The organism is Pseudomonas sp. CFBP2511, from assembly GCF_030209255.1.
GTDB classification, from domain to species: Bacteria; Pseudomonadota; Gammaproteobacteria; order Pseudomonadales; family Pseudomonadaceae; genus Aquipseudomonas; species Aquipseudomonas avellanae.
Map to the genome: position 1 here is coordinate 298014 of NZ_JARVSI010000024.1, position 16162 is coordinate 314175.

The window sequence follows — 16162 nt, forward strand, 5'->3', positions numbered from 1 at the left end:
GTGCTTTCTATGATTGCGTTTTAAGTGACTGCGTTTCAGTGGCTCAGGTTTTAGCCGTCACGACCATTTTCTTGGCGTGTGCCAAGGATTCCTTGGTGAGGTCGATGCCGCCCAGCATTCGGGCCACTTCTTCTATGCGCTCGGTTTTCGTCAGTTTGGAGACCGCCGTGCGCGTTGCGTCGTTATCCCTGACCTTGTGCACGAACAGATGCTGATGGCCCTGCGCCGCGACCTGCGGCAAGTGCGTGACGGTCATGACCTGCCCGCGCTCGCCCAGGCGACGCAGCAGTTGACCCACGATCTCGGCAGTCGGGCCGCCGATGCCCACATCCACCTCGTCGAACACCAGTGTTGGCACCCGTGAGGTTTGTGCGGTGATCACCTGAATGGCAAGGCTGATCCGTGACAGTTCGCCCCCCGAAGCCACTTTTGCCAGCGCTTTGAGTGGCTGACCGGGGTTGGCGCTGACCAGCAGCTCCACTTGCTCAAGGCCGTGAGGCAGCGGCTCGGCATTGGCGTTGGGTTTGAGGTCGATCTGGAAGCGTCCGCCGGGCATGCCCAGTCGGTGAATTTCCTGCTCGACGGCATTGGCCAGCGTGGTCGCTGACGTATGGCGCCGGTCGCTCAATTCGCGCGCTTTCTCCTGATAATGCCGGGCAAATGCCTGCACCTCGTGCTCCAGACGCTCGATGGACTCGTCGTTGGCATTCAGTGTTTCTATTTCATCCAGCAGCTTTTGTTGCAGCGTGGCTACTTCGCCTGGCTGGATGCGGTGCTTGCGCGCCAGCGTATAGATAGCATCGAGTCGCTCTTCAAGCTGTTGCAAGCGGGCAGGGTCGGCATCGAAATGATCCAGAAAGCGATTCAGCTCGCCTACGGCTTCTTCTACCTGGATCTGCGCGCTGGACAGCAGGCCTGTGGCCTCGCTCAGGGCCGTAGGTGAATGGTCGACGCTGCCGAGGCGATGCAGGCTGGCGGTCAAGGCTGTGAGTACATTTCCGGAATCGCTTTCGCTGCATTGCTCGACGACCTGTCGGCAAATGCTCAGCAGGCTTTCGGCGTTGGTCAGGTCCTTGTGTTCCTGTTCGAGCTGCTCCAGCTCGTTTTCGCCCAGGCTCAGGCTTTCCAGCTCTTCAAGCTGATAGCTGAGCAATTGATGGCGTGCGCGCTGTTCGTCGCCGGAGTTGGAGAGACGCTCCAGCTCCTGTCGCGTCTGCCGCCAGCGCTGCGCAGCAAGATGAACCTGGCGGGCGAGGTCGGTCGCGCCAGCGTATTCATCCAGCAGGCGTCGATGGGTGTCGGTCTTGAGCAGCGACTGATGTTCATGCTGGCTGTGGATATCGATGAGCAGTTCGCCCAGCGCTTTCAAGTCTCCCTGAGGGCAGGGCGAGCCATTGATGTAAGAGCGTGAGCGACCTTCGGCGGTAATCACCCGGCGCAGGATGCAGGGGCCGTCGTTGTCGAGGTCGCGCTCTTTGAGCCAGGCCTCGGCCTCGGGAATGTCGCCCAGGTCGAACGTGGCAAGGATGTCTGCCTTGTCGGCCCCCGGCCTGACCACGCCGCTGTCGGCCCGGTCGCCCAGAGTCAGGCCCAGGGCGTCGAGCATGATCGACTTGCCGGCACCGGTTTCGCCAGTAATAACGCTCATGCCTCGATCCAGTTCCAGATCAAGGTGTTCGACGATGGCGTAGTTGTGTACGGAAAGGTGCACCAGCATTGAGCGGCTCCCGGGCTGTTTGTCTGGATATTTATACAGTGTTTTGTTCGTGGCTGACAATGCCTCTGCTTAGCTCGATTTGGTCTGCTTTCAGTGTTTTTTAGTACCGGTTGCCTCATGGCGCCATTTTTTCTGGCCCCATATCCGGTTTTTTTGTCAGGGAATACGTATCTCGATCACATCAGACCCTTGAAGCGGGAAATTCCGATCCCATATAGGTGGCAGAAGCGCGAGTCGGGATCGCGGACGTTTTTAGAGGAGAATATTTATGGCTGACGAACAGAATCTGGATGCGCAGGCTCAGGATCAGGCTGCCGAGGCAGGCGCGGGTGAAGAGTTGACAAACCGCGTGCAGGTGCTCGAAGAGCAACTGGCTGCTGCGCAGGACCAATCCCTTCGGGTGGCTGCGGATTTGCAGAATGTCCGCCGCCGTGCCGAACAGGATGTTGAAAAAGCGCACAAGTTTGCGCTGGAAAAGTTTGCCGGTGATCTGTTGCCGATCATCGATAGTCTGGAGCGAGGCCTTGATCTGTCCAACCCGGACGATGAAAGCATTCGCCCGATGCGTGAAGGCATCGAGCTGACCTTGAAGATGTTCCAGGACACCCTCAAGCGTTATCAGCTGGAAGCCATTGATCCGCATGGTCAACCGTTCAGTGCCGACCAGCACCAGGCAATGGCCATGCAGGAAAGTGCCGATGTCGAGCCTAATACTGTGCTCAAGGTATTCCAGAAGGGTTATCAGCTTAATGGTCGTCTGCTGCGCCCGGCCATGGTCGTGGTCAGCAAGGCACCATCGCCTGCAACGCCGTCAATCAACGAGCAGGCTTGAAATTAGCTGTAAGGCCCCCATTTAAAGGTCAAGCGTTTAAGAGCTACCGCAATTTGTAAACGCAATTGCGGCAACCACATTCAAATTTTGCAAGTTTCGGGAGAGTCAAGATGGGCAGAATTATCGGTATCGACCTGGGGACTACCAACTCCTGCGTCTCCATTCTGGAAAACGGTAACGTCAAGGTTATCGATAACGCCGAAGGTACGCGTACCACGCCTTCGATCATTGCTTATGCCAACGATGGCGAGATCCTGGTCGGTCAGTCCGCCAAGCGTCAGGCTGTTACCAACCCGCACAACACCCTGTACGCGGTAAAGCGTCTGATCGGTCGCAAGTTCGACGAGCAAGTCGTTCAGAAAGACATCCAGATGGTCCCTTACAAGATCGTCAAGGCTGACAACGGTGATGCCTGGGTTGAAGTGAATGGCCAGAAAATGGCGCCTCCTCAGATTTCCGCTGAAATCCTGAAAAAGATGAAGAAGACTGCCGAAGACTACCTCGGTGAAGCGGTTACCGAAGCGGTCATCACCGTTCCAGCCTACTTCAACGACAGTCAGCGTCAGGCGACCAAGGACGCTGGCCGTATCGCCGGTCTGGACGTCAAGCGCATCATCAACGAGCCTACCGCAGCCGCTCTGGCATACGGTATGGACAAGGCCAAGGGCGACCACACTGTCATCGTTTATGACCTGGGTGGCGGTACTTTCGACGTTTCGGTTATCGAAATTGCCGAAGTCGATGGCGAGCATCAGTTCGAAGTGCTGGCCACCAATGGCGACACGTTCCTGGGCGGTGAAGACTTCGATATTCGTCTGATCGACTACTTCGTTGACGAATTCAAGAAAGAAAGCGGCATGAGCCTCAAAGGCGACCCGCTGGCCATGCAGCGTCTGAAAGAAGCGGCTGAAAAAGCCAAGATCGAGCTGTCTTCCAGCACCCAGACCGAAGTCAACCTGCCGTACATCACTGCAGATGCCACCGGTCCAAAGCACCTGGTTGTTAAAATCTCGCGCTCCAAGCTGGAATCGCTGGTTGAAGACCTGGTTCAGCGCACCATCGAGCCTTGCCGTATCGCATTGAAAGATGCCGGCATCGACATCGGCAAGATCAACGACGTGATTCTGGTCGGTGGCCAGACGCGTATGCCGCTGGTACAGAAGCTGGTAACCGAGTTCTTCGGTAAAGAAGCGCGTAAAGACGTCAACCCGGACGAAGCTGTTGCAATGGGTGCTGCTATTCAGGGCGCGGTATTGGCCGGTGATGTAAAAGACGTTCTGCTGCTGGACGTCAGCCCGCTGACGCTGGGTATCGAAACCATGGGCGGCGTGATGACTGCGCTGATCGAGAAAAACACCACGATTCCTACCAAGAAATCCCAGGTGTTTTCGACTGCCGATGACAACCAGAACGCTGTGACCATTCACGTACTGCAGGGTGAGCGCAAGCAGGCCGGTCAGAACAAGTCGCTGGGCAAGTTCGACCTGGCCGAGATTCCACCCGCTCCACGTGGCGTGCCGCAGATCGAAGTGACCTTCGACATCGACGCAAACGGCATCCTGCACGTTGGCGCGAAAGACAAGGCTACCGGCAAGCAGCAGTCCATCGTGATCAAGGCCAACTCCGGTCTGTCCGAGGAAGAAATTCAGCAGATGGTTCGCGATGCTGAAGTCAACTCCGAAGAAGATCGCAAGTTCGAAGAGCTGGCCTCTGCCCGTAACCAGGGCGATGCGCTGGTCCACTCGACTCGCAAGATGATCGCTGACGCGGGCGACAAGGTCACCGCTGAAGAGAAGACTGCGGTAGAAGCTGCACTGGTTGCTCTGGAAGCCGCTATCAAAGGCGACGACAAGGCTGCCATTGAAGCCAAGGTCGAAGAGCTGTCCAAGGTTTCCGCGCCAATCGCTCAGAAGATGTACGCCGAGCAGGCTGAAAACCCGGACGCTGCGGCCAAGCCAGCTGAAGAAACTGCCAAGGCTGACGATGTCGTCGACGCCGAGTTTGAAGAAGTAAAAGACCACAAGTAAGCGCAGGCTCACTTGAAAGCCGGTTGACCTCTTTCGAGCGCTGACTGGTAGGATGTCGCCGCGCGGGAGCTTGCTCCCGCGTTGGCGTGTCTGGAACACCCAAAATTTCGGCGTGCGGATTCGCTCCGTACGCCATGTGGCAAGATCGCTGCGCTCCTGCGTGGCGAATCATTCTGCCGCTTTCTCGGCCGGATCCGTCTGGCTGTTGAACGAAGACCAGGATCGTTGAATTGACGTGAGTTGGGTCCGGGCCTGTATGGGGCTCAACGAGTTTGGCTGGGCTCAGGAGGGTCTTGCCAAACGTCCTCAAGAGTGCGGAAGAATTATGGCAAAGCGTGATTATTACGAAGTGTTGGGTGTGGAGCGAGGCTCCAGCGAGGCGGACCTGAAGAAGGCTTATCGTCGTCTGGCGATGAAGCATCACCCTGACCGCAACCCTGATGACAAAGCGTCTGAAGAGATGTTCAAGGAGGCCAACGAGGCCTACGAAGTGCTGTCCGATGCCAGCAAACGCGCGGCCTACGACCAGTACGGCCATGCAGGCGTTGACCCGAGCATGGGTGGCGGCGGCGGGTTTGGCGGTGGTGCCGGTGGCGCCAACTTCTCGGACATCTTTGGCGACGTGTTCAGCGACTTCTTCGGCGGTGGCCGGGGCGGTGGCGGTGGCGGTCGTGGCGGTGCCCAGCGTGGCAGCGACCTGCGTTACACGCTTGAGCTGAACCTTGAGGAAGCGGTTCGCGGTACGACGGTGAATATCCGCGTGCCGACGCTGGTCAACTGCAAGCCTTGCGACGGCAGTGGCGCCAAGAAGGGCTCGTCCCCGGTGACCTGCCCGACCTGTGGCGGTATTGGTCAGGTGCGCATGCAGCAGGGGTTCTTCTCTGTGCAGCAAACCTGCCCACGTTGCCACGGCCACGGCAAGATCATTTCTGACCCGTGTGACTCGTGCCACGGCGAAGGGCGTGTCGAAGAGTCCAAGACCCTTTCCGTCAAAGTGCCGCCAGGTGTTGACACCGGTGACCGCATTCGCCTGTCGGGCGAAGGCGAGGCGGGTGCTCAGGGTGGGCCGACCGGCGACTTGTATGTCGTGATCAATGTGCGCGAACACGCAATCTTCCAGCGTGATGGCAAGCATCTGTTCTGCGAAGTGCCGATCAGCTTTACCGACGCGGCGCTGGGCGGCGAGCTTGAAGTGCCGACGCTCGATGGTCGCGTCAAACTGAAAATCCCTGAGGGCACCCAGACCGGCAAGCAGTTCCGCTTGCGTGGCAAGGGTGTTGCTCCGGTGCGTGGCGGTGGCGCGGGTGACTTGATGTGCCGCGTTGCAGTCGAAACACCGGTCAACCTGAGCAAGCGTCAGCGTGAATTGCTCGAAGAGTTCCGCACATCGCTTGAGAACGACGAGTCCCACTCTCCCAAGGCCAGTGGCTGGTTCGAGGGTGTGAAGCGTTTCTTCGGCGATCTGTAAGGCTTATCAACGGGAGTAGGGCATGCGACGTATTGCTGTAGTAGGCGCCGCCGGGCGCATGGGCAAGACTTTGATCGAAGCGGTTCAGCAGGCGCCTGGCGCCGGGCTGACCGCTGCCGTCGATCGTCCCGACAGCACGCTGGTGGGTGCTGATGCGGGCGAACTGGCGGCGCTGGGCCGTATCGGTGTGCCGTTGTCAGATGATCTGGCGAAGGTGATGGATGAGTTCGATGTGTTGATCGACTTCACTCACCCGTCGGTCACGCTGAAAAACCTGGCGTTCTGCCGCAAGGCAGGCAAGGCCATGATTATCGGGACGACCGGTTTCAGTGCCGAAGAGAAGCAGCGTCTGGTCGAAGCGGGGAAAGACATCCCGATCGTTTTCGCGGCCAATTTCAGCATCGGTGTGAATCTGTGCCTGAAGCTGCTCGACACCGCTGCTCGCGTGCTGGGTGATGAAGTCGATATCGAAATCACCGAAGCGCACCATCGGCACAAAGTCGATGCGCCGTCTGGCACCGCGCTGCGCATGGGCGAAGTAGTCGCCAATGCACTGGGCCGTGATCTGGAAAAAGTCGCGGTCTACGGGCGCGAAGGTCAGACCGGCGCGCGTGATCGTCAGACCATCGGTTTTGCGACTATTCGGGCCGGTGACGTGGTCGGTGACCATACTGTGCTGTTCGCAGCGGACGGCGAGCGGGTTGAAATCACCCACAAGGCGTCCAGCCGCATGACCTTCGCCAAGGGCGCGGTCAGGGCTGCAATGTGGCTCGACGGCAAGGCCCCAGGCTTGTACGACATGCAGGATGTACTGGGTCTGCATTGATTCAATACAGGGCCTGCAAGGCCCTGTCGCATTTTCCCGCTTTTCAGGCTCATTGGTGGTAGACCAAAATGGGCCTTTTCTGTAAGCTACAGCTTTAGTGTGTCCACTAAAAGCGCGCAGATGATTCCATAAGAAAGCGGGGTGACGTAACTACGTCATTCCGCTTTTTTGCAACCTGCGATCGCCCTTTCAGGCTTTATTTACGGGAGGTCTTCTTGACTAAGCCAGCCATACTCGCCCTTGCTGATGGCAGCATTTTTCGCGGCGAAGCCATTGGAGCCGACGGTCAAACCGTTGGTGAGGTGGTGTTTAACACCGCAATGACAGGCTATCAGGAAATTCTTACCGATCCTTCCTACGCCCAGCAGATCGTTACCCTGACTTACCCGCACATCGGCAACACCGGTACTACACCTGAAGACGCCGAGTCGGATCGTGTCTGGTCAGCGGGTCTGGTCATCCGTGACCTGCCACTGGTTGCCAGTAACTGGCGTAACAAGATGTCCCTTGGTGATTACCTGAAAGCCAACAATGTCGTTGCCATCGCTGGCATCGACACGCGTCGCCTGACCCGCATTCTGCGTGAGAAAGGCGCCCAGAACGGTTGCATCATGGCAGGGGACAACATTTCCGAAGAGGCAGCCATCGCCGCCGCTCGCGGGTTCCCTGGCCTCAAGGGCATGGACCTGGCGAAGGAAGTCAGCACTAAGGACACCTACGAGTGGCGCCACAGTGTCTGGAACCTGCAGACCGACAGCCACCCCGAAATCGCCGCTTCCGAGCTGCCTTATCACGTGGTTGCCTACGATTACGGCGTCAAGGTCAACATCCTGCGTATGCTGGTCGAGCGCGGTTGCCGGGTGACGGTAGTGCCTGCGCAAACGCCTGCCAGCGAAGTGCTTGCCTACAATCCGGACGGTGTTTTCCTGTCCAACGGCCCTGGCGACCCTGAGCCATGCGACTACGCCATCAAGGCGATCAAGCAAGTGCTGGAAACCGAAGTGCCAGTATTCGGCATCTGCCTTGGTCACCAGCTGCTGGCGCTGGCTGCGGGTGCCAAGACCGTGAAAATGGGCCATGGCCACCACGGTGCAAACCACCCGGTTCAGGATCTGGACACCGGCGTTGTAATGATCACCAGTCAGAACCACGGTTTTGCGGTTGATGAATCGACATTGCCGGGCAACGTTCGCGCTATCCACAAGTCGCTGTTCGACGGCACCCTGCAGGGTATCGAGCTGACTGACAAGAGCGCGTTCAGCTTCCAGGGTCACCCTGAAGCAAGCCCAGGCCCGAACGATGTAGCGCCCCTGTTTGACCGCTTTATCGACGCCATGGCCAAGCGACGCTGACCGGTTGCCTTGAGACTGTAAACGCAGGTGCCCAGGGCGGCCCCGGACCACACGTCCGGTTGCTGCCGCCCAGGCCACCTCAGAAAAATGTTCAAGACGGCTTGCCGACTGACCTGCGGATTTGAGTGACAACCCATGCCAAAACGTACAGATATTAAAAGCATCCTGATTCTCGGCGCCGGCCCCATCGTGATCGGCCAGGCCTGTGAATTCGACTACTCCGGCGCCCAGGCTTGCAAAGCCCTGCGCGAAGAGGGCTATCGAGTTATCCTGGTGAACTCCAACCCGGCGACCATCATGACCGACCCGGCCATGGCCGACGCCACCTACATCGAGCCGATCAAATGGCAGACCGTTGCCAAGATCATCGAGAAAGAGCGCCCGGACGCGTTGCTGCCAACCATGGGCGGCCAGACCGCACTGAACTGCGCACTGGATCTGGAGCGTGAAGGCGTTCTGGAGAAGTTCGGCGTAGAGATGATCGGTGCCAACGCCGACACCATCGACAAGGCTGAAGACCGTTCGCGTTTCGACAAGGCCATGAAGTCCATCGGCCTGGCGTGCCCGCGTTCCGGCATCGCGCACAGCATGGAAGAAGCCAACGCGGTTCTTGAAAAGCTCGGTTTCCCTTGCATCATCCGTCCGTCGTTCACCATGGGTGGCACGGGCGGCGGTATTGCTTACAATCGTGAAGAGTTCGAAGAAATCTGCGCTCGTGGTCTGGACCTGTCTCCGACCAAGGAACTGCTGATCGACGAATCGCTGATCGGCTGGAAAGAGTACGAAATGGAAGTTGTCCGCGACAAAAAGGACAACTGCATCATCGTCTGCTCCATCGAAAACTTCGATCCGATGGGTGTGCACACCGGTGACTCCATCACCGTTGCCCCGGCACAGACCCTGACCGACAAGGAATATCAGATCCTGCGTAACGCCTCGCTGGCGGTACTGCGCGAGATTGGCGTTGAAACGGGTGGTTCCAACGTTCAGTTCGGCATCTGCCCGGACACCGGCCGTATGGTCGTCATCGAGATGAACCCGCGCGTGTCGCGTTCCTCGGCGCTGGCTTCCAAGGCGACCGGCTTCCCGATTGCCCGGGTTGCGGCCAAGCTTGCAGTGGGTTACACCCTCGACGAGCTGTCCAACGAAATCACCGGCGGCAAGACCCCGGCGTCCTTCGAGCCATCCATCGACTACGTCGTTACCAAGCTGCCGCGCTTCGCGTTCGAGAAGTTCGCCAAGGCCGATGCACGCCTGACCACGCAGATGAAGTCGGTGGGTGAAGTCATGGCCATCGGCCGTACTTTCCAGGAATCCCTGCAGAAAGCGCTGCGCGGCCTGGAAGTTGGTGTGTGTGGCCTTGATCCGAAGCTGGACCTCAGCCATCCGGAAAGCATGAGCACGCTCAAGCGCGAGCTGACCGTGCCGGGTGCCGAGCGTATCTGGTACGTCGCCGATGCGTTCCGCGCAGGCATGACTGTCGAAGAAATCTTCGCCATGAACATGATCGACCCCTGGTTTCTGGTCCAGATCGAAGATCTGGTCAAGGACGAGGAGAAGATCAAGACGCTTGGCCTGTCGGCAATTGATCGCGACCTGATGTACCGTCTCAAGCGCAAGGGCTTCTCCGATGCACGCCTGGCCAAACTGGTCGGCGTTACCGAGAAAAACCTGCGCACGCACCGTCACAAGTTGGATGTGTTCCCGGTCTACAAGCGCGTCGATACCTGCGCGGCCGAGTTTGCAACCGACACCGCGTACCTTTACTCGACGTACGAAGAAGAGTGCGAAGCCAACCCTTCGACGCGCGACAAGATCATGATCCTCGGCGGTGGCCCTAACCGTATCGGCCAGGGTATCGAGTTCGACTACTGCTGCGTGCACGCAGCCCTGGCGCTGCGTGAAGACGGGTACGAGACCATCATGGTCAACTGCAACCCGGAAACCGTCTCCACCGACTACGACACCTCTGATCGTCTGTACTTCGAGCCGGTCACCCTGGAAGACGTACTGGAAATCGTACGCGTCGAGAAGCCCAAGGGCGTGATCGTGCAGTACGGCGGCCAGACCCCGCTGAAACTCGCCCGTGCCCTGGAAGCCGCCGGCGTGCCGATCATCGGCACCAGCCCGGACGCCATCGACCGCGCAGAAGACCGCGAGCGCTTCCAGCAGATGGTCGAGCGTCTCAACCTGCGTCAGCCGCCAAACGCCACCGTGCGCAGCGAAGACGAAGCGATTCGTGCCGCCGCGAAAATCGGTTACCCGCTGGTCGTGCGTCCGTCCTATGTACTGGGCGGCCGGGCGATGGAAATCGTTTACCAGGAAGACGAGCTCAAGCGTTACCTGCGTGAAGCGGTTCAGGTGTCCAACGACAGCCCGGTGCTGCTCGACCACTTCCTGAACTGCGCCATCGAAATGGACGTCGATGCAGTTTGCGACGGTACTGACGTGGTGATCGGCGCGATCATGCAGCACATCGAACAGGCGGGCGTTCACTCCGGCGACTCCGCCTGCTCGCTGCCGCCGTACTCGCTGCCTGCTCACATCCAGGACGAGATGCGCGAACAGGTCAAGAAGATGGCCCTGGAACTGGGCGTGGTGGGCCTGATGAACGTACAGCTGGCACTTCAGGGCGAAGACATCTACGTGATCGAAGTGAACCCGCGTGCATCGCGTACCGTGCCGTTCGTTTCCAAGTGCATCGGTGTTTCCCTGGCCATGATCGCTGCGCGCGTGATGGCGGGTAAAACCCTGAAAGAGCTGAATTTCACCAAGGAAATCATTCCTAATTTCTATAGTGTGAAAGAGGCCGTGTTCCCGTTCGCCAAATTCCCTGGCGTTGACCCGATCCTTGGCCCGGAAATGAAGTCGACCGGCGAAGTGATGGGCGTGGGCGACACCTTCGGTGAAGCGTTCGCCAAGGCTCAGATGGGCGCCAGCGAAGTGCTGCCGACCGGCGGTACTGCGTTTATCAGCGTACGTGATGACGACAAGCCGCTGGTTGAAGCGGTTGCTCGTGACCTGATCAACCTGGGTTTCGAAATTGTCGCAACAGCCGGAACGGCCAAGCTGATCGAAGCGGCCGGCCTGAAAGTGCGTCGCGTCAACAAGGTGACCGAAGGTCGCCCGCACGTGGTCGACATGATCAAGAATGACGAAGTCACCCTGATCATCAACACCACCGAAGGCCGTCAGTCTATCGCTGATTCCTACTCCATCCGTCGCAACGCCTTGCAGCACAAGATTTACTGCACCACTACCATTGCAGCAGGCGAAGCGATCTGCGAAGCGCTCAAGTTCGGTCCAGAGAAGACCGTGCGTCGCTTGCAGGACCTCCATGCAGGATTGAAGGCATGATCAAATACCCGATGACCGTTCAGGGCGCTCGCGCCCTGGAAGAAGAGCTGACTCACCTGACCAAGGTGATCCGTCCCAAATTGAGCCAGGACATTGGTACTGCGCGCGAGCTGGGCGACCTCAAGGAAAACGCTGAATACCATGCTGCCCGCGAGCAGCAGGGTATGGTTGAAGCGCGTATCCGTGATATCGAAGGCCGTATGCAGAACGCGGTGGTGATCGACGTTACGACTATTGCGCACACTGGCAAGGTGATTTTCGGCACGACAGTCGAAATCGCCAACGTCGAGACCGACGAAAGCGTTGTTTACCAGATCGTGGGTGAGGACGAGGCGGATATCAAGAAGGGCAAGATTTCAGTGGGTTCGCCCATTGCTCGCGCCTTGATTGCCAAGGAAGAAGGTGACGTCGTCGTGGTGAAAACGCCGAGTGGCGTTATCGAATACGAAATCATCGAAGTGCGTCATATCTGATGCAAGTGCCCGCCATGGCGGGCACTTTCAGCGGTAAAAACGCGTCAGGGCACACACTAAGCGGCCCTGGCGCATATTTTTATCCGTGCGCGCGGTGGACGTTGGACAGTTGCTTGTTTACCTTTGGGTTCTTGCGGTAGATCAACGCCATTTTGCCGATGACCTGTACCAGGTCGGCTGAGCCAGCCTTGCACAGTTCTGCAACGGCACCCAGACGGCTTTCGCGGTCGAGGATATTGAGCTTGATCTTGATCAGCTCGTGATCGCTCAATGCGCGTTCAAGCTCTGCAAGTACACCTTCAGTCAAACCATTGTCAGCCACGGTCAATACCGGTTTCAGATGGTGACCAATGGATTTGTATTGTTTCTTCTGCTCTGGAGTGAGCGGCATAATCTGACCTCTGCGTCTGATCTTTTAAAAGCGGCGGCCAGTTTACCCGAGCGAGTCCGGGACCGCCCAGTTAATCACGACTCGTTTATTTTTGAGGTGCCCTGTGGCCCGTTCCAAGACAAGCCATAACTGGCTCAAAGAACACTTCGACGACAAATACGTCAAAATGGCGCAGAAGGACGGCTACCGTTCGCGTGCCAGCTACAAGCTTCTCGAGATTCAGGAAAAGGACAAGATCATCCGCCCCGGCATGACCGTCATCGACCTCGGCGCTGCGCCGGGTGGCTGGTCGCAAGTGACCAGTCGTCTGATCGGTGGTCAAGGTCGCCTGATAGCTTCCGACATTCTTGAGATGGACAGCATCCCGGACGTGACCTTCATTCAGGGGGATTTCACCGAGGACGCCATCCTTGAGCAGATTCTTGAAGCCGTCGGTAATACGCAGGTAGACCTTGTGATTTCCGATATGGCCCCCAATATGAGTGGATTGAGCGCTGTCGATATGCCGCGTGCAATGTTTCTCTGTGAATTGGCGCTCGACCTTGCCGGTCGGGTACTGCGTCCCGGTGGCGATTTTCTGATCAAGGTCTTCCAGGGTGAAGGCTTCGATATTTACCACAAGGACATTCGCAAGCTGTTCGACAAGGTGCAGATGCGCAAGCCTTCGTCGTCCCGCGACCGATCGCGCGAGCAATACCTGCTGGCTCGTGGTTTTCGCGGAATCGATGGCGCAGCCAGCATCGAACGTTTTTGATAGAGCGCGATAGCTTTTTTCAAATGGCGTCGCCAGTGCAGCATCAACGAACATTATGGTGTCAAAGTTTCACAAAGGGTTACAGACGGTGTCTGCCGTATCTGTAGGTTCTGTAGTAAGTTAGGCCAGTGAATATCATGCGAGGCACGCTTGCTGCGTGGAGCTTGCTTCAGAGGGTAGCTAATTGAACGATATGGCAAAGAATTTGATCCTGTGGTTGATCATCGCGGCTGTCCTTGTGACGGTGATGAACAACTTCTCAAGCCCTAACGAGCCGCAGAACCTCAACTATTCCGAGTTCATCCAGCAGGTCAAGGATGGCAAGGTCGAGAAGGTTTCTGTCGATGGCTACGTGATCACGGGCAAACGCAGTGACGGTGACACCTTCAAGACCATTCGTCCGAACATTCCGGACAATGGCCTGATCGGCGATCTGGTCAGCAACAACGTTGTGGTCGAAGGCAAGCAGCCCGAACAGCAGAGCATCTGGACCCAGTTGCTGGTCGCCAGCTTCCCGATTCTGGTGATCATCGCGGTCTTCATGTTCTTCATGCGCCAGATGCAGGGCGGAGCGGGCGGCAAAGGCGGCCCGATGAGCTTTGGCAAAAGCAAGGCGCGTCTGTTGTCTGAAGATCAGGTCAAGACCACCCTGGCGGATGTTGCAGGGTGTGACGAAGCCAAGGAAGAAGTCGGCGAGCTCGTCGAGTTCCTCCGTGATCCTGGCAAGTTCCAGCGTCTGGGTGGTCGAATTCCGCGCGGCGTGCTGATGGTTGGTCCTCCGGGTACCGGCAAGACGTTGATTGCCAAGGCGATTGCCGGCGAAGCCAAAGTGCCGTTCTTCACGATTTCCGGTTCCGACTTCGTCGAAATGTTTGTGGGTGTCGGTGCAAGCCGCGTCCGTGACATGTTCGAACAAGCCAAGAAACACGCGCCCTGCATCATCTTCATCGACGAAATCGATGCGGTCGGTCGTCATCGTGGTGCCGGCATGGGTGGTGGTCACGACGAGCGCGAGCAGACCCTCAACCAGTTGCTGGTAGAGATGGACGGCTTTGAAATGAATGACGGCATCATCGTCATTGCCGCGACCAACCGTCCTGACGTACTGGACCCTGCATTGCTGCGTCCGGGCCGTTTCGACCGTCAGGTTGTGGTGGGTCTGCCGGACATTCGTGGTCGTGAGCAGATTCTCAAGGTCCACATGCGCAAAGTGCCTATGGGTGAGGACGTCAATCCAGGCGTTATCGCTCGCGGTACTCCGGGTTTCTCCGGTGCCGATCTGGCCAACCTGGTCAACGAAGCGTCGCTGTTCGCTGCGCGCTCCGGCAAGCGTGTCGTCGAAATGAAGGAATTCGAACTGGCCAAGGACAAGATCATGATGGGCGCCGAGCGCAAATCGATGGTCATGTCCGACAAGGAAAAACGCAACACGGCTTACCACGAGGCGGGTCACGCCATCGTCGGTCGTCTGGTGCCCGAGCATGATCCGGTCTACAAGGTGTCGATCATTCCTCGCGGCCGCGCTTTGGGTGTGACCATGTTCCTGCCCGAAGAAGACCGTTACAGCCTGTCCAAGCGTGCGTTGATCAGCCAGATATGCTCGTTGTACGGCGGTCGTATCGCTGAAGAAATGACCCTGGGCTTTGATGGCGTCACGACGGGTGCGTCCAACGACATCATGCGTGCCAGCCAGATTGCCCGGAACATGGTCACCAAATGGGGCCTGTCTGAAAAGCTGGGTCCATTGATGTACTCTGAAGACGAAGATGGTGGTTACCTGGGGCGCGGCGGCAGCCAGAATTCCAGTGTTTCCGGCGACACCGCCAAGCTGATCGACTCGGAAGTACGCAGCATCATCGACCACTGCTACGGCACCGCCAAGCAGCTGCTGACGGACAATCGCGACAAGCTTGAAGCGATGGCCGACGCGTTGATGAAGTACGAGACCATCGATGCCGATCAGATCGATGACATCATGACCGGTCGCCCACCGCGCGAGCCGCGTGACTGGGATGGCGGTTCAGGTACCAACGGTACTCCGATCACACCTGATCCTCGTCCGGAAACGCCTATTGGCGGTCCTGCTGCTGAGCATTAAGGTCTGACATGACATCTGCGCTGTACCCAACCCGGTTGCCTTGCGGCAACCGGGTTCTTGATTTGGCCCATACCCATGTGATGGGCATCCTCAACGCGACTCCAGATTCGTTCTCCGACGGCGGCCGTTACAGCCAGCTCGATGCTGCCCTGCGTCATGCAGAAGCCATGGTGCTGGCCGGTGCCACGCTGATTGACGTCGGTGGCGAGTCGACCCGTCCGGGCGCACGCCCGGTGTCTCCTGCGCAAGAAGTCGAGCGTGTAGCGCCGGTTGTCGAGATTATTGCGCGTGAACTCGATGTGATCATCTCGGTTGATACGTCAACGCCTGAGGTCATGCTGGCGACGGCAGGGCTGGGCGCTGGCATGATCAATGACGTTCGCTCGTTGCAGCGTCCAGGCGCGCTTGAGGCGGCTGCAAGCACCGGTTTGCCGGTGTGTCTGATGCATATGCAGGGCGAGCCGGGCACCATGCAGAATGATCCGCACTATGAGGACCTTCTGGGCGAGGTCAGTGCCTTCCTGCTGGAGCGCATGAATCAGTGTGTGGCCGCGGGGATTGATCGGCAACAGCTCATCCTTGATCCGGGTTTTGGTTTTGCCAAGACGCTGGAACATAATCTGAGCCTGTTCAGGCGTATGGAAGCGTTGCACGCGCTGGGTCGGCCGCTGTTGGTGGGGGTTTCGCGCAAAAGCATGATCGGTGCAGTGCTGGGACGCCCCGTAGATCAGCGCTTGTCTGGAGGGCTGGCCCTGGCCGCCCTGGCGATGACCAAAGGGGCAAGAATTCTACGTGTGCACGATGTCGCCGAAACGGCTGACGTGGTGCGCATGATCGCAGCTGTCCAGGCAGCTGAATAAAAACAGT

Annotated in this window: 12 protein-coding genes; 10 read left to right on the forward strand and 2 right to left on the reverse strand. The window is 58.1% G+C overall.

All coding sequences use genetic code 11. The annotated features are described in order from the left end of the window. Nucleotides 1-43 precede the first annotated feature (43 nt). Nucleotides 44-1717 (reverse strand): DNA repair protein RecN, encoded by a 1674-nt coding sequence (recN, locus tag QRN38_RS21075; protein ID WP_007243712.1) that lies wholly within the window; start codon nucleotides 1715-1717, stop codon nucleotides 44-46. Between the two features lie 268 nt (nucleotides 1718-1985). Here recN and grpE point away from each other — a divergent pair, with 268 nt between their 5' ends. From grpE to greA, 7 genes are all read left to right on the forward strand, one after another. After that, nucleotides 1986-2549, forward strand: a complete 564-nt coding sequence (gene grpE / locus QRN38_RS21080) for a nucleotide exchange factor GrpE (protein WP_005766435.1) — start codon at nucleotides 1986-1988, stop codon at nucleotides 2547-2549. A gap of 110 nt (nucleotides 2550-2659) precedes the next feature. After that, nucleotides 2660-4576 (forward strand): molecular chaperone DnaK, encoded by a 1917-nt coding sequence (gene dnaK / locus QRN38_RS21085; RefSeq protein ID WP_005766437.1) that lies wholly within the window; start codon nucleotides 2660-2662, stop codon nucleotides 4574-4576. A gap of 325 nt (nucleotides 4577-4901) precedes the next feature. Then, nucleotides 4902-6044, forward strand: a complete 1143-nt coding sequence (dnaJ, locus tag QRN38_RS21090) for a molecular chaperone DnaJ (RefSeq protein ID WP_003377482.1) — start codon at nucleotides 4902-4904, stop codon at nucleotides 6042-6044. A gap of 22 nt (nucleotides 6045-6066) precedes the next feature. Then, complete coding sequence (gene dapB, locus QRN38_RS21095) at nucleotides 6067-6870, forward strand: 4-hydroxy-tetrahydrodipicolinate reductase (protein ID WP_005766439.1); 804 nt, start codon at nucleotides 6067-6069, stop codon at nucleotides 6868-6870. A gap of 215 nt (nucleotides 6871-7085) precedes the next feature. Next, nucleotides 7086-8222, forward strand: coding sequence for a glutamine-hydrolyzing carbamoyl-phosphate synthase small subunit (carA, locus tag QRN38_RS21100; RefSeq protein WP_044392814.1), 1137 nt, complete (start codon nucleotides 7086-7088; stop codon nucleotides 8220-8222). A 135-nt stretch (nucleotides 8223-8357) separates the two neighbouring features. After that, on the forward strand, nucleotides 8358-11579 hold the full coding sequence (gene carB, locus QRN38_RS21105) for a carbamoyl-phosphate synthase large subunit (RefSeq protein ID WP_007243709.1): 3222 nt from the start codon (nucleotides 8358-8360) through the stop codon (nucleotides 11577-11579). Then, a complete protein-coding gene (gene greA / locus QRN38_RS21110) occupies nucleotides 11576-12052 on the forward strand; it encodes a transcription elongation factor GreA (protein ID WP_005766442.1) in 477 nt (158 codons plus the stop codon). Before carB ends, greA begins: the two co-directional genes overlap by 4 nt. Before the next feature lie 79 nt (nucleotides 12053-12131). Here greA and QRN38_RS21115 read toward each other — a convergent pair whose 3' ends face one another. Further along, nucleotides 12132-12443: a YhbY family RNA-binding protein gene (locus QRN38_RS21115; protein WP_003377487.1), complete on the reverse strand. Its 312-nt coding sequence runs from the start codon at nucleotides 12441-12443 to the stop codon at nucleotides 12132-12134. Between the two features lie 103 nt (nucleotides 12444-12546). On the opposite strand from QRN38_RS21115, the gene rlmE reads away from it, so the two are divergent. The 3 genes from rlmE (at nucleotide 12547) to folP (ending at nucleotide 16155) form a co-directional block, all read left to right on the forward strand. Next, complete coding sequence (rlmE, locus tag QRN38_RS21120) at nucleotides 12547-13197, forward strand: 23S rRNA (uridine(2552)-2'-O)-methyltransferase RlmE (protein WP_005620411.1); 651 nt, start codon at nucleotides 12547-12549, stop codon at nucleotides 13195-13197. 193 nt (nucleotides 13198-13390) lie between these two features. After that, nucleotides 13391-15295, forward strand: a complete 1905-nt coding sequence (ftsH, locus tag QRN38_RS21125; RefSeq protein WP_005766445.1) for an ATP-dependent zinc metalloprotease FtsH — start codon at nucleotides 13391-13393, stop codon at nucleotides 15293-15295. An 8-nt stretch (nucleotides 15296-15303) separates the two neighbouring features. Further along, nucleotides 15304-16155 carry a dihydropteroate synthase gene (gene folP, locus QRN38_RS21130; RefSeq protein WP_011105022.1) on the forward strand — a complete coding sequence of 284 codons (852 nt, stop codon included), beginning with the start codon at nucleotides 15304-15306 and terminating at the stop codon, nucleotides 16153-16155. Nucleotides 16156-16162: the final 7 nt, after the last annotated feature.